Source organism: Halobacillus sp. GSS1, from assembly GCF_017307035.1.
Lineage (GTDB): Bacteria > Bacillota > Bacilli > Bacillales > Halobacillaceae > Halobacillus > Halobacillus litoralis.
Genome location: NZ_JAFLHE010000023.1, coordinates 1 through 14,515, shown reverse-complemented (window position 1 = coordinate 14,515; position 14,515 = coordinate 1). Strand labels below are relative to the sequence as shown.

General features: G+C 44.1%; 11 protein-coding genes. 7 read left to right on the top strand and 4 right to left on the bottom strand.

The annotated features are described in order from the left end of the window. The first annotated feature begins 56 nt into the window (after positions 1-56). From J0K78_RS19485 to cls, 3 genes are all read left to right on the top strand, one after another. Positions 57-1,514, top strand: a complete 1,458-nt coding sequence (locus J0K78_RS19485) for a glycoside hydrolase family 32 protein (RefSeq protein ID WP_206948559.1) — start codon at positions 57-59, stop codon at positions 1,512-1,514. A gap of 81 nt (positions 1,515-1,595) precedes the next feature. Continuing rightward, the gene (locus J0K78_RS19480; RefSeq protein WP_206948558.1) at positions 1,596-2,138 is read left to right on the top strand and encodes a transcription repressor NadR; all 543 of its coding nucleotides are present in this window, start codon (positions 1,596-1,598) and stop codon (positions 2,136-2,138) included. A 162-nt stretch (positions 2,139-2,300) separates the two neighbouring features. Next, positions 2,301-3,743, top strand: coding sequence for a cardiolipin synthase (cls, locus tag J0K78_RS19475; protein WP_206948557.1), 1,443 nt, complete (start codon positions 2,301-2,303; stop codon positions 3,741-3,743). A 758-nt stretch (positions 3,744-4,501) separates the two neighbouring features. Here the strand turns inward: cls and J0K78_RS19470 are convergent. Continuing rightward, positions 4,502-5,650, bottom strand: coding sequence for a S1C family serine protease (locus J0K78_RS19470; protein WP_206948556.1), 1,149 nt, complete (start codon positions 5,648-5,650; stop codon positions 4,502-4,504). 192 nt (positions 5,651-5,842) lie between these two features. On the opposite strand from J0K78_RS19470, the gene J0K78_RS19465 reads away from it, so the two are divergent. From J0K78_RS19465 to J0K78_RS19455, 3 genes are all read left to right on the top strand, one after another. After that, complete coding sequence (locus J0K78_RS19465) at positions 5,843-6,529, top strand: response regulator transcription factor (protein WP_206948555.1); 687 nt, start codon at positions 5,843-5,845, stop codon at positions 6,527-6,529. Then, the gene (locus J0K78_RS19460; RefSeq protein WP_206948554.1) at positions 6,526-7,857 is read left to right on the top strand and encodes a sensor histidine kinase; all 1,332 of its coding nucleotides are present in this window, start codon (positions 6,526-6,528) and stop codon (positions 7,855-7,857) included. The genes J0K78_RS19465 and J0K78_RS19460 overlap by 4 nt, the downstream gene beginning before the upstream one ends. Before the next feature lie 65 nt (positions 7,858-7,922). Beyond that, on the top strand, positions 7,923-8,444 hold the full coding sequence (locus tag J0K78_RS19455; protein WP_089653695.1) for an acyl-CoA thioesterase: 522 nt from the start codon (positions 7,923-7,925) through the stop codon (positions 8,442-8,444). A 39-nt stretch (positions 8,445-8,483) separates the two neighbouring features. Here the strand turns inward: J0K78_RS19455 and J0K78_RS19450 are convergent, their stop codons facing one another. The 3 genes from J0K78_RS19450 to J0K78_RS19440 all read right to left on the bottom strand — a co-directional run bounded on the left by J0K78_RS19450 (position 8,484) and on the right by J0K78_RS19440 (position 12,127). Continuing rightward, on the bottom strand, positions 8,484-9,206 hold the full coding sequence (locus tag J0K78_RS19450) for an ABC transporter ATP-binding protein (protein ID WP_206948553.1): 723 nt from the start codon (positions 9,204-9,206) through the stop codon (positions 8,484-8,486). A gap of 1 nt (position 9,207) precedes the next feature. Further along, positions 9,208-10,818, bottom strand: coding sequence for an ABC transporter permease (locus J0K78_RS19445; RefSeq protein WP_206948572.1), 1,611 nt, complete (start codon positions 10,816-10,818; stop codon positions 9,208-9,210). A gap of 193 nt (positions 10,819-11,011) precedes the next feature. After that, positions 11,012-12,127 (bottom strand): Fe(3+) ABC transporter substrate-binding protein, encoded by a 1,116-nt coding sequence (locus J0K78_RS19440; RefSeq protein ID WP_206948552.1) that lies wholly within the window; start codon positions 12,125-12,127, stop codon positions 11,012-11,014. An 822-nt stretch (positions 12,128-12,949) separates the two neighbouring features. Between J0K78_RS19440 and J0K78_RS19435 the strand changes: the two genes are divergently transcribed. Then, positions 12,950-14,371, top strand: coding sequence for an alanine/glycine:cation symporter family protein (locus J0K78_RS19435; RefSeq protein ID WP_206948551.1), 1,422 nt, complete (start codon positions 12,950-12,952; stop codon positions 14,369-14,371). Positions 14,372-14,515: the final 144 nt, after the last annotated feature.

Below are 14,515 nucleotides of genomic sequence, written 5' to 3'. Positions count from 1 at the left end.
GTTTTATAATGGGGCAAGAAGGAAGACGGATAAGTAGAAAAGGGAGGAGAAGCGTGATGTCTAAGCGTGATACAGAGCTGCGAAACAAAGTGGAGACAGAAGTACAGAATCACAAACAAACCGTAGAAGCGGATATGTACCGTCAGAACTATCATCATATGCCGCCTGTCGGTCTGATGAACGATCCGAATGGATTCATTCAATGGAAAGGGACATATCATCTCTTTTATCAGTGGATGCCTTTCGATACAGCTCATGGGGCAAAATACTGGGGACATTACACTTCTGCAGATCTTGTGAATTGGAAGCATGAGGCTGTGGCTTTGACTCCATCCGAATGGTATGACAAGGATGGGGTTTATTCGGGGAGTGCTGTCGTGCATGATGATCAATTGCACCTTTTCTATACGGGAAATGTGGAAGGGGAACATGGACCTGAGGCAGAATATCAATGTCTTGCTGTATCTAGGGAAGGTGTCCATTTTGAGAAAAAAGGGGTCATCATTGAAACGCCAAAAGGGTACACAGCTCATTTCAGAGACCCGAAAGTATGGAAGAAGGGGGACCTATGGTACATGGTGGTTGGAGCTCAAACAGTGGATAAGCAGGGGAAGGCTGTATTGTTCCGTTCGACTGACCTTCATTCATGGGAACACGTAGGCCCTATTGCCGGAAGTAATGAAGGGGAACTGGGTGAGTTTGGCTATATGTGGGAGTGTCCGGATTTATTCGAACTGGATGGTGCAGACGTGCTTATGGTCTGCCCGCAGGGACTTGAGGCTGATGGTATGGACTATGCAAATACATATCAGAGCGGGTGTTTTATTGGGCAATGGGATGAAAGCTCTGAAACATTCCAACACGGAGATTTTCGTGAGCTTGATCGAGGCTTCGAGTTTTATGCTCCTCAAACGACAAGGGATGAAAAAGGAAGAAGGATCCTTGTCGGCTGGATGGGGGTCCCGGAGCAATATGAACAAGCACATCCCACGGTTGAACATGGATGGGTCCATTGCTTGACGATTCCGCGTGAATTGAAGTGGGATGGCCAAAGAATCATACAAACCCCTCTGCCTGAGCTTGCCTCTATGCGTGGACCAGTTTTAATGCATTCATCCATTACGATTGAAAATGATCAAAAAGGTGTGAGAGGGGTACAAGGGAGATCGATTGAGCTGAACCTCGATATTGAATCATTGGAGGATATGTTCGCCATCGAACTTTTTCAGTATGCTTCTTTGAGTTACAAAGATCATGTCATAACATTATCAAGACCGCATTTAGAAGACCGTTCCAAAACGGAGTTCCGTCGCGTGAAATTGAAGGAAGGATTAAAGAACCTCCGTTTGTTTATCGATCAGTCTTCACTGGAAATTTTCATTAATGGTGGGGAAGAAGTGCTGAGTTCCAGGATTTATCCTCAAGCTGAAGAGGAGCATATTCTCTTTACATCATTAGGATCCACTACTTTCTCTGTTGAAAAGTGGGATTTGAAAGGGTATGAGTATTCTTAATAGGAAAAGGGGCCCGCATTTTGAAATCCTTATTATTGTGGTAAGATAATTTTATGTAAATCGCACGAAGGGGTCATGTTTATGAGTCAATCTCCAAAAAAGATGAAAGCGAATGAACGAAGAGAGTTTATTCTCGCTTTATTAAAACAAAAAGGTGCGCCTGTCACAGGTAGTTCTCTTGCCGAGGAAATGAACGTGACCCGGCAAGTCATTGTCGGTGATGTCTCCCTGCTGAAAGCAAAGAATGAGCCGATCGTTGCCACAAGTCAAGGGTACATGTATATGATGGATGGAAAAGATGACCTTCCCTATCAACGTACGATTGTATGCAAGCACCAGGGGGACGAAACAGAACAGGAACTTAATATTCTGGTTGATCATGGTGTTCATGTCCAGGATGTCGTAGTCGAACATCCTATTTATGGTGATTTAACATCCAGACTTACAATCTCAAATCGCCGGGATGTAAAGAAATTCATCGAGAAAGTGAACAGCACCAAAGCCTCTTACTTACTTGAATTGACAGGCGGCATCCATACGCATACCATTGCGGCGGACAGCCAGGAAGCCCTCGATGAGGCAGAAATGGCATTGGAAGAAGCAGGCATATTGATGACGAAATAACAGGGAAATTATGAGAAGAGATAGGCATTCTGAAAAGGAAGCTTATCTCTTTTTACTTATTTCATATAAAGACGACATGTGAAGCATGTCTTAATCAATGAAAGGAAGGAATATGATATATTTGTATCATGATTTCTTGTTAGAAAAAGGAAGGTGGCCACGTTGAACATCCTGCCGATTTTTGTGAGTATCATTCTTACCTTGAACGTGTTGCTTGCCTTAGCCATCATCTTCCTTGAACGAAGAGATGCGAGTGCAACATGGGCGTGGTTAATGGTTTTACTATTTATTCCTGTCGCAGGTTTCTTTCTTTATTTGATCTTCGGACGCCGGCTCAGCAATAAAGAAATATTTACCTGGGACAAAAAAAGTCGTCTTGGACTTCTTGCCGCTGTCCAGGAACAATTGACAGCCATTAAGAATAACGAGTTGAAAGTCCAGCATGAAGATATCATTCCATATGAAGATTTAATTTATATGCATCTAAAAAACAACGATGCATTATTATCGCAAAACAACCAAGTTGAAATATTTACAGATGGTCAAAAGAAGTTTCATGCACTTATCGAAGATCTTGAAAAGGCAGAAGATCATATTCATTTGCTCTATTATATTTTAAGAGATGATAACTTAGGGCACCGCCTGGCTGATGTGTTGAAACGGAAAGCTGTGGAAGGTGTGGAAGTCAAGCTTTTGTATGATGACATGGGTTCAAGATTATTGAAGCGTTCCTATATACGGAGCTTGAAAGAAGCGGGCGTGCAAGTGGAATCGTTTTTCCCTTCCTTTATCCCTAAAGTGAATATGAAAATCAATTACCGAAACCACAGAAAACTTGCGATTATCGACGGTGAAATCGGGTATATTGGTGGTTTCAACATCGGAGACGAATATTTGGGCTTTAATAAAAGGTTTGGATATTGGCGGGACACCCATTTGCGCGTGGAAGGAGAAGCAGTGAACAACATGCAGACACGCTTCATACTTGACTGGAATCACGCCTCACGCAGAGATATTGTGTATGAGCAGAGGTATTACCAGGCTAAACCCAAAGGCGATGTAGGCATGCAGATCGTCTCCAGTGGTCCTGATTCGGAGTGGGAGCAAATCAAGCATGGCTACTTGAAAATGATCCTTTCAGCGAAAAAGTATGTGTACATTCAAACCCCATACTTCATCCCTGACGACAGCTTGCTTGATGCGCTCCGTGTAGCGGTCCTGTCAGGAGTGGATGTGAGGATCATGATTCCTAATAAGCCAGACCATCCATTCGTGTACTGGGCAACATTTTCAAACATTGGAGATATGTTAAAAGCAGGTGCAAGCATTTACGTCTACCAAAAAGGATTCTTACACGCCAAGACAATCGTCGTTGATGGAAAAATAGCTTCGGTAGGTACAGCCAATATTGATGTGAGGAGTTTCCGTCTGAACTTTGAAGTGAATGCCTTTTTGTATCATCCAGAAGTGGCGCAGTCATTAGCCGACCGTTTCCATGAGGACATTGTCGAGTCGACAGAGCTTACATTTAAGCTTTATCATGCCAGGACAAAATGGATCCGCTTTAAAGAAGCCATCTCAAGGCTATTATCACCAATCCTATAATTATTTTACTCTTCAAGATTGTAGAAGACACAGTTTCGAGGCGTTTTCGGGGTTCGTTACTTAGTTTAGCGCCAGGGGTGGTTGGGAAGCCACTCGCTTTCCTGTGGGGGAGCGCCGAGCTTCCTCGGGCTACGCCCTGCGGGATCTCGCCTATCTCCTTCTTTCATGGGAGTCTCGCAGCTTCCCAACCACCCCTTTCTATGTAAGGGAGAACCACAAGGACTGTCCTCCACTAACCCTGGGCTGTACGTAGAATTTGCTATATATCAAGCAGTAGGATGACAAACACCTGCCCCAGGGCGCTTCAATTACTCGACTCAACCAAGTTGGAGTGAGGGGTTTCTATAAGTGGTTTCGAGACCTTGATATAGCAAAGGGGCGGAGGGGGATGAGGAGACTCCTGTGGGAAAAAGTGCTTGGTGAGACCCCACAGGACGCAGTCCGAGGAGGCTCACCGCGCTCCCACGGAAAGCGAGTCATCACCCGTAGTCCCCATCCACTCAACAAAAGTCTCGAAATCAAGTCTTCCTGCCAAATAATTGAATAAATTAAAAAGCCCTGCGCATCTTGCGCAGGGCTTTTTGAGAGAGGTTGTTTTGGTATTGGTTTTCCTTTGTAACATGAGAAAGGCTGAAGGGAATTCTTTAATCTAATAGATATCTGGAGGGGGGATCGATCGTATCTATTGGATGTCGAATCCCCATCAGCGTTTCTACTTTTCAATCTTTCTTCATCACGTATTCTTCATATCTGTTCAATTATTGAGAGGTTAGCGTGATTTGGACGGTGGTTGGTTTGCCGTCACGGTAAATTTCAAGCTCGGCTGTATCTCCGTCTTGTGCTTGGTTGTAGAGATACTGTCGCAAGCTGATGAGAGACTCGATTTCATTGCCGTCGATGGCGGTGATCACATCGTATTTTTCGAGTCCTGCTTCATCAGCAGGGGAGCCTTTTTCGACGCCTTGGACGAGGACGCCTTCCGTTACTTCTTCTGGCAACCCTAGCTCACGTTGTAACACAGGGTTAGGGATTTGGTTTAAGTCTTGCAGGGAAACTCCCATGTAAGGACGCTCAACTTCGCCGTTTGTCTCTAAGTCTTCGATGACAGGTTTAGCAACGTCCATAGGGATAGAGAATCCAATTCCTTCAACTTCTGCTTTTGCGATTTTCATAGAGTTGATTCCAATGACTTCGCCTTGCAGATTGATGAGCGCACCGCCACTGTTACCTGGATTGATGGCTGCATCGGTTTGAAGGACTTCGGTCTGCCAATCTGGCTGTTGATCACCGTTAATATCGACTGGAATATTACGGTTCAAACCACTGACAATCCCTTTCGTTACGGATCCTGCGAACTCCATGCCAAGTGGGTTACCGATGGCTATGGCTGTTTGCCCGACCTCTACGTCACTGGATTTACCCAGTTCAGCAACCTTCTGCACATGTTCGCTATCTATTTGTAAAACGGCCAGGTCTGTTAAAGGGTCACTACCTTTTAATTCGGCTTTCACTTTTGTTCCATCACTCAGAATAACTTCAAGTTCTGAAGCATTTTCTATGACGTGATGGTTGGTGGCAACAAAAGCTTTCCCGCCTTCTTCCTTATAAATGACCCCGGAACCTGTACCGGCTTTTTTAGCGCCTTGTCCTGTATTTTGGACATTACTGATTCCAACAACCGCTTCGGAAGCTTCATTCACTGCTTGAGTCACTTCCTCCTGGTTTTTCCCGAGATTCAGTTCATTAGCTTGTGCTGTCGGCTTTTCTGTATTGATATCTATAGAAATGCCCTGCCACTGAAAAACGGTTGTAACTAGAAAAACAGCTGCAATGGCTCCTAAAACACTGAAAGCTATACCGGAACGTTTGTATTGTTTCTTATCATTTCGCTTCTGTTCATCAAACATTAGAGAAACGACGCCCCTTTCAATAAGATTCGCTGTTGATCTTTGGTGTTTCCCTCTGACAATTTTTATTCTACGACAGAGTTATGGAATGACTTTGGTGTAAATGTGGAAAAAGTGTGTAATGTAGGAGTAAACTAAAAAAATATGAGAGAATAAAGCAAGAGCAGATGTGGATAGAGGAGGATGCCATCTATGAATCAGATGATTGGACTTGTAGAAGACGATCCGAATATTCGAGATATTGTAGAAGGTTATTTAAATAAAGAAGGGTATCAGGTGATTGCTGTCGATACGGCAGAGAAGGCCTGGGATATTTTTCAGGAACAGACCCCTGACCTTTGGGTGCTGGACATCATGCTTCCTGGAATGGATGGCTATGAGTTTTGTAAAAAAATACGTCAGATTTCAGAAGTTCCGATAATTATTATATCAGCCAAAGATGAAGAGGTAGATAAAATTCTCGGCCTGGAACTGGGTGGGGATGATTACTTAACCAAACCTTTCAGTCCGAGGGAGTTAGTGGCAAGGGCTAAACGTCATTTGAAACGTTGGCAGTCCATGAAGCCAAGTGAAGATGAGGCACAGGAGACTATCGTAGCTGGTGAACTTGAATTGAATGATGCGGAGAGACAAGCCTATTTTCAAGGTGAAGAGATCGAAGTGACAACAAAAGAGTTTGAGATGCTGAAAATCCTGGCTTCTCAAGAGAATCGTGCCTTCGCCCGTGAAGAACTGTTGATCAAAGTGTGGGGAGAAGATTATTACGGCAGTGATCGTGCGGTCGATGACCTGATCAAGCGATTACGTAAAAAGATGAAAGACCTGCCGATTGAAACGGTGTGGGGACACGGCTATCGATTGAAGGAGAAGCGTACATGAAGCTTTTGTATCAATTGAATGCCGCTTTTGCAACGTTAATTATCGTCATTATGTCGATCACCGCATTTTTTATCTACTCGCTGCTCATGGACATGCTTATTCAGGATGAACAGCGCCAGCTTAAGGGGAGAGCAGATCTTCTGGTAGACATTATCAATGATCAGGATCCTGAGCGGAGCCCTGAACTCTCCCAGCTGTTGCAGGACCGAAATTACCCGATCGTATTATTCGATAGGGAAAGTGATGAGATATTATTCCGTACGATGCCTGCTGTCGTAGCGTATGCCTGGGTGGAACGTTATGAGGAGGAACTCATCGATCAGGAAGTTTGGGAAACGATGGGGGAGAAATACGTGGCTTATGACTTTCCTGTGAGCTCAGATGAGAGTCAAGTCCTCGTCATGGCAACCCCGCTCAATGACTTGCAAGCCGTCCAATCCGTTTTTGCCTCACGTATGATTGTTGTTTTTCTCATCGGCTTATTCCTTGCAATCCTTGTGAGTTATGTGTTGACCTGGCGTCTCGTAACCCCTCTTACAAAATTGAAGGAAGAAGTGAAAAAGATCGAAAAGCGTCAGTTCTCTGATGTGAAAAAAGTTCATGCTTCCGGAGAAATTGGTGAAGTAGAACAAAGTCTCAGACACATGGCTGCGGAGCTCTCCAGGTATATCCACTCCCAAAAGCAATTCTTTCAAAATGCATCCCATGAACTTAAAACGCCTTTGATGTCCATTCAAGGGTATGCAGAAGGGATCAGGGATGGAGTGTTTGAAGGAGAAGCGGCAGAAAAAGGTTTGAATGTCATGGTGAGTGAGACAGAACGCTTGAAAAAAATCGTGAATGAAATGATCCTGTTAGCCAAACTGGACAGCAGCGAAGATGTGTATAACCCGGAAGGAACAGAAATATCTGAAGTGGTTAGTCAAGCGAGGGATCGGTTGTATCCACTTGCCAAGGAAAAAGGGATTGCCTTGCGAACGAAAGATATTCATCCGTACCATACATTCGTTGACAGGGAACGAGTCCTTCAGGCGATGATTAATATATTAAGCAATGCGGTCAGACATGCGGAGAGTACAGTTACCATGACTACAGAGAAAGGGCAGGATCAGTATCGAGTGAAAGTAATCGACGATGGTCCTGGCATTCCGGAGGAACTTCTTCCTCAGCTTTTCGAACGTTTTATCAAAGGAAAAGAAGGGGAAACAGGGCTTGGGCTGGCCATATCCAGAGCAATCATTGAACGGAGTGGTGGAGAGATCCATGCCTACAACAGGGAAGACACCTCGGGTGCAGTTTTTGAAATAGTATTCAGTCAAAAAGATTGAGATATACCAAACATGGTATAATAGAAGGCAGAGAACGATTCCATATGGAAGTGAGGAAATACACAATGGAAGCAAAACCTTGTATCGATTCATTAACAGTAAAAAGTTCACACGTTTTACCTCCGGATACGAATAGTCACGGAACGTTATTCGGTGGAAAGCTGATGGCACATATTGATGATGTAGCAGCGATTGCAGCAGTCAGACATGCCAGAAAGCCGGTGGTGACGGCTTCTACAGATTCGGTCGACTTTCTACAGCCGGTTTTTGAGGGAGATACCATTTGCCTGGAGGCATTCGTCACATGGACACATAATACGTCCATGGAAGTGTTTGTCAAAGCAACGACAGAGAACCTTCTGACTGGAGAAAGAAAGGTTTGCACAACCGCTTTCTTATCCATGGTAGCCGTGGACGAAAAGAATGAACCATCCCCGGTACCAGGGGTTTATCCTGAATCTGATGAAGAAAAGTGGCTGCATGAAAACGCGCAGAAGCGTCATGAACACAGGAAAAACAGAAGGAAAGAATCGAAGGAGCTGGCTGAGAAGTTTGGTACCAGCCTTCCTTGGAAACGCGACTGTTAAAAAAAGCTCGGGTGCCTATAACGGCAGCCGAGCTTACTTCTATTTGAGCCGCACGAGCTCAGGTTGACGCTGTTCTTCTTCATGACGGGTCGTTGTACAAAGGGAATCCCAATCGTGGGCTGCTCCGTCTCTCATAGTAATGATGCGATCAGCAATCGCTCTCGAGTCCTCTCGGTCGTGGGTGACGAAAATAGAAGTTGTACCTGTTTGTTTAATGATTTCTTTTAATTCACTTCTGATTTTGATTTGCAGGTCTGCATCCAAATTACTAAATGGCTCATCTAATAGAAGAAGGGAGGGCTCCGGTGCAAGAGAACGAGCCAGAGCAATTCGCTGCTGCTGTCCGCCACTTAATTCGTGAGGGTATCTCTTTGCGTAGCTGCTCATGTTCACCAGCTCAAGCACTTCATGGACGCGGTTCTTCCGTTCTTTTCTTTTCCAGTTTTTTAATCCGAACTGCACATTCTCATAAACAGTCATATGAGGGAATAGAGCATAATCTTGAAAGACCATGCCAATTCCTCTTCTTTCAGGTAGGACAAACGTCCGTTCATCGGTCATCGTCTGATTTCCGATTTTTATCGTTCCCTTGGAAGGTGTTTCAAGACCACACAGAAGACGCAGTACGGTACTCTTTCCACTGCCACTTTCACCAAGAATGGAGATGATCTCTCCTTGTTCGATATCAAGGTTGAAATGGTGGATTGTCAAATTCTTTGCGTTTTTATATCCAAAACAGAGATCTTTGATTTGAACGTACATATCAATTCGACTCCTTTTCTAAAACTTGATGAAAAACAAAAACAGCAATGGCACTGATGACAACGATAATGATGGAGGCAAGAGCCGCCTCATGTATTTGTTCATCACTCGCGTATTTAAAAGCATTCGTCGATAGCGTACCAAAGTTAAACGGTCTCAAAATCAGGGTGAGAGGCAGTTCTTTTATGATTTCGATAAAAGCGAGCAGGAACCCACTGATTAGCGGGGCTTTGATCATTTTCAAATCGACTTTGAAGAAAGTGCGTGTCATATTCATGCCTAGCATTCTTGAAGCTTCCGTGTACTTATTGCCGATTTTATCAAAGCCGGATTCGATGGAATTGTACCCGATGGCAAGGAAGCGGATGATGTAGGCAGAGATTAAGATGACCAAACTTGTACTCAGGAATAGGCGGCGTTCCAAACCAGTAGATTCATAAAAGCTTGAAAGACCACTATCCAAACCAATAAAGACGGTACTGATTCCGACCGCGATGACGGCTCCCGGAATGGAATATCCTAAGATCGTCACTTTTGCTGCCGACTTTGATAAGGCGCTCTGATGCATTCTGGAAAAGTTAGCGATGATCACAGCAAACAAGACAATCAGTAAGGCACCAACGAAAGAGACAAGAAGTGAATTCCATATGAGTGTTGTAAATTCGGGAGATGCGATTTTTTCAAAAGTTAATAACATCCAGTCGACAAGTTGCACGAATGGAATGAGAAATCCTAATAAGAAAATAAACAAACAGTATCCAAAAGCTCCCCATGCTTTCCATCCTTTTAACCGGGTAGGGTGGAGGGGACGAGCTTTAGCCGTTGTCGATGCATATTTTTTACGTCCGCGGAGCACCTTTTCTAAAGTAAGAATGGCAAACACAATAAACATGAGCGTCGCCGATAGTTTGATGGCTGAATTGAGATCATTCATCCCAAACCATGTTTGAAAGATTGCTGTACTAAACGTCGGTACACCGAAATATTGAACCACTCCATAGTCATTTAACACTTCCAAAAGCACAAGACTCACGCCTCCGACAATCGCTCCACGCGATATAGGGAGGACTACTCTAAAAAAGATATCTACCGGAGAGCGGCCGAGGAGCCTGGCATTTTCAATGAGTGATGCGGACTGGTTAGCTAGAAATGCTCTTGTAATCGTGTACACATAGGGAAAGAGAAAGAGCGTGAATATAAAGACGGCCCCGGGCAGATTGAGAATATTGAAATAGACTTGATCCACCTCAATGCCCCAATTGTTTCGTAATGTTGTTTGTATGACACCTGTATAGTTCAAAATCCCGTTATATGTGTAACCTGCAATATAAGGAGGGATGGCCAGTGGCAGGATCAGCCCCCACTTAAAGAACTTTTTCATAGGAAACTCATAGGCTGACACGATCCATGCTAAACTCGTACCGATGATGATGGTTAAAAATCCTGTGAAAACAATAAGCAAACCGGTATTTTTTAATAAATCCGGCAAGATGTATTCCTGGATGTGATTCCAGTTTTCAGCCTTTTGTGTAAAGAAGTTAAAGAGGATCGTCATGTTGGGAATGAGAATCAAAATGACAATCGCCAGGCTGAGGATCGACCAAATGTTCATGTACCCAGGAAGCTTACGTAACAAATTCAAGCGTGACACGTCCTTTATCCTACCAATCGCTCAGCCTTGAATGAAAAAACCCGGAAAACTTTCTTCATTCAAGGTTGAGTCCGCTTTAATGATAACAGTTCTCAACTGTTTTGTATAGAAAAAACCGCATCATGGAAGGCATGATGCGGTGAGAGGGCTCTTATTATTTCCAGCCGACTTCATTCATGATTTGAATTGCACGATCGTTGTTCTCTCCAAGTTCATTCAGACGAATGTCCTGCTCTTTGAACTCACCCCAGCTTTGCAGAAGCTCAGAAGGCTCTACATTAGGGTTGACCGGGTATTCATAGTTTGCTTCAGCAAATTGTTTTTGTGCTTCCTCTTTAGAAAGGAACTCAATGAACTTCTTCGCGTTTTCCGTGTTTTGGCTGCTTGCTGTCACACCAACACCACTGATGTTTACGTGAGTACCTGTTGTATCCTGGTTAGGGAACATGATTTCTAGCTGTTCCGCAACTTTAACTTCTTCTTCATCTTCAGAATTCAACATTTTACCCATGTAGTAGGTATTCATAACGGCTACATCACCTTCACCGGCAGCTACAGCTTTTGCCTGGTCGCGGTCTCCGCCTTGAGGGTCACGGGCCATGTTGTCCACAATGCCTTGTGCCCATTCTTTCGCAGCTTCTTCACCTTCAGTAGCAATCATAGAAGCGACAAGGGACTGGTTGTAAATGTTAGAAGATGAACGGATCAGGACTTTGTCCTGGAACTCATCTTTTGTCAGGTCCATATAAGTTTGAACGTCTTCTTCATTTACGCGTTCTTTATGGTAAGCAATGACACGAGCACGTTTCGTCAATCCGAACCAGTTGTTATCTTCATCACGGAATTTCTCCGGAATGTTTTCACTTAACACATCACTTTCAATGGGCTGCAAAAGCTCTTGGGACTTCGCGCGGTGCAGACGGCCAGCATCCGCTGTGATTAAAAGGTCGGCTTCAGAAGCTTCACCTTCACGGTCAAGACGTGCAATCAATTCATCGTCTTTTCCTTCGATGACGTTGACTTTAATGCCTGTTTCTTCCTCGAACTTGTCGTAAAGCTCTTGGTCTGTATCATAGTGACGCCCAGTGTAAAGGTTGACCTCTCCACCAGTTTCTTCTGAAGCGTTCTCTTCGCTGTTTTCCTCTGTGTTCGTTGTTTCTTCTTCATTCGATTCCGTTGCATCTTCCTGATCGTTTCCTCCGCAAGCTGCGAGTACGAACATAGAAAGGATAAGGATAAAGCTCATTAAAAACCATTTGTTGTTTCTCATGTTCTTTCCACCTCTTATGTATAATTTTATCAACCATTGATAATGATTTTCATTCCAGATTCAATTTTAATAGATTTAGCAAAGAAGTCAAGTGAATATTGAGAATTTTTTTCATTTAGATGATTGTAAGGTTTCATATTCTATTACGCTATATGGCAGGTTTGTTGAAGACTCGATTTCGAGACTCTTATTGAGTGGAGGGGGGATACGGGGAATAGCTCGCTTTCCGCGGGAGCGCGGTGAGCCTCCTCGGACTGCGTCCTGCGGGGTCTCCCCCTGCACTTTTTTTCCGCAGGAGTCGCGCCATTCCCCACCGCCCACTTACCAAAGAAGATTCTCGAAACCACTACTTTAAAAAAATCAGCTTGTATGGTTATGAGTAATAATATAAACTTTACTCCATCGACGTTTAGTTTACGCAAATGCTTGATACAACGCACTAAATGCCCGCCCACTGGAGAAGAATTGGAACCTTACAGATGTTCCAATCATCCACTTCCCTCAACCATTCAATCTGCCCCTTTTAGAAGTGGTTTCGAGACACTTATAAGATAAAGGGGCGGAGGGAAACGGTGAGACTCCTATGGGACGATGGAGCAAGACGAACCTTTTCCCGGATCCCCTAGAATCACACGAACATCTCGAAACTGAGTCTTCAAGTAAAGGGAGCGTTAGTGGGATTGGGGGTGTTTGATAGATAAGGAGTAGAGGGAGGGGAGCACGTATGGTAAAATAGTTGAGTTCTTGTAGTTGTTGGTTTGTTTCCAAGCAATTATGGGAACTGACTTTATATGGAAAATATAACTTAAAGAGGTGAAGGTTATGGTGGAAGGTATACTTACTTTTCTGAACGACTGGATGTGGGGAACCATACTCGTTGCTGCCTTGCTCGGCTTAGGCTTATGGTTTTCGATTAAACTGAATTTTGCCCAGTTTACATACATACCAGAAATGTTCCGGGTCCTTTTTGATAAGCGATCCATTTCTGCAGAGGGCAAAAAAGGAACGTCTCCGTTCCAGGCATTTGCTATCAGTACCGCGTCCCGTGTTGGTACGGGTAACTTAGCAGGCGTAGCCGCTGCAATTACGGTCGGGGGGCCCGGCGCTGTTTTCTGGATGTGGATTGTAGCCATTCTTGGCGGAGCCTCAAGCTTTATTGAAAGTACACTTGCACAAATCTATAAAGTCCCTGAAGAAAAACAGTATCGAGGCGGTCCAGCCTATTATATTGAAAAAGGGTTGAAGAACAGAGGACTTGGGATTGTTTTCGCAATCACCATTACATTTACGTACGGATTAGTTTTCAGTTCTGTTCAATCCAATACGATTCGTCTAGCTTTTGAAAATTCCTTTAATATGGATAAATGGTTGCTTGGCGGCATTCTTACTTTTATTGTAGCTATTATTATTTTTGGTGGGTTAAAACGAATTGCTCAAGTGACTCAGTTTATCATTCCGATTATGGCTATTTTCTATATCATTCTTGCAGCTTACGTATTGGTTGTGAACATCGGACAGGTGCCGACGATGTTTGGACAAATTTTCGCTGGTGCTTTCGGTTTTCGTGAAGTTGCAGGAGGTACGTTCGGCGGTATGATTCTAATTGGAATTAAGCGTGGATTATTCTCTAACGAAGCAGGGATGGGAAGTGCGCCAAACGCAGCTGCTACATCTGAGGTCACGCACCCGGTAAAACAAGGGTTGATTCAAACATTGGGTGTATTCACAGATACGTTGCTTATTTGTAGTGCGACTGCCGTCATTATTCTCTTTGCCGGAGACTATGTAGGAACAGACCTTGATGGAATTCAGCTGACCCAGGAGGCATTTGAATCCGAACTTGGAGCATGGGCGGCCGTTTTCATTGCCATAGCTATCTTCCTTTTCGCATTCAGCTCGATCATCGGGAACTATTACTATGGAGAGACGAACATCGAATTCATCAAAACAAGCAAACCAGCGATCTTTATTTACCGAGTAGCTGTACTGTTTATGGTCATGTTCGGTGCAATTGCTGAGTTTGGTCTTGTATGGTCACTGGCTGACTTGACGATGGGAATCATGGCATTGATCAACTTGTACGCGATTTTCCGATTGTCATCCGTGGCATATGCTGCACTGCAAGACTATCGTAAGCAGAAGAAAGCAGGAAAAGACCCGGTCTTTTATCAAGATCATCTCCCGGGTGTCGAGGGGATGGAATACTGGAGAAGAGATCAGACTTCAGAGAAAGAACAAGGATAACAAACATAAACAGTCTCAGGATATCGTTCCAGAGGCTGTTTTTTCTTATGCGCGAACGGCATCCATTTATAGGATGCCGTTCGCGCCAAACGAGGCCAGAATCGCGCCAAACGAGGCCAGAATCGCGCCAAACGAGGCCAGAAT

Excerpts from the sequence above, each read along its gene's own strand:
- J0K78_RS19445 (WP_206948572.1), bottom strand. The coding sequence starts at position 10,818 with ATGAACATTTGGTCGATCCTCAGCCTGGCGATTGTCATTTTGATTCTC.
- J0K78_RS19435 (WP_206948551.1), top strand. The coding sequence starts at position 12,950 with ATGGTGGAAGGTATACTTACTTTTCTGAACGACTGGATGTGGGGAACC.
- J0K78_RS19480 (WP_206948558.1), top strand. The coding sequence starts at position 1,596 with ATGAGTCAATCTCCAAAAAAGATGAAAGCGAATGAACGAAGAGAGTTT.
- J0K78_RS19440 (WP_206948552.1), bottom strand. The coding sequence starts at position 12,127 with ATGAGAAACAACAAATGGTTTTTAATGAGCTTTATCCTTATCCTTTCT.
- J0K78_RS19470 (WP_206948556.1), bottom strand. The coding sequence starts at position 5,650 with ATGTTTGATGAACAGAAGCGAAATGATAAGAAACAATACAAACGTTCC.
- J0K78_RS19465 (WP_206948555.1), top strand. The coding sequence starts at position 5,843 with ATGAATCAGATGATTGGACTTGTAGAAGACGATCCGAATATTCGAGAT.
- J0K78_RS19455 (WP_089653695.1), top strand. The coding sequence starts at position 7,923 with ATGGAAGCAAAACCTTGTATCGATTCATTAACAGTAAAAAGTTCACAC.
- J0K78_RS19450 (WP_206948553.1), bottom strand. The coding sequence starts at position 9,206 with ATGTACGTTCAAATCAAAGATCTCTGTTTTGGATATAAAAACGCAAAG.
- J0K78_RS19460 (WP_206948554.1), top strand. The coding sequence starts at position 6,526 with ATGAAGCTTTTGTATCAATTGAATGCCGCTTTTGCAACGTTAATTATC.
- J0K78_RS19485 (WP_206948559.1), top strand. The coding sequence starts at position 57 with ATGTCTAAGCGTGATACAGAGCTGCGAAACAAAGTGGAGACAGAAGTA.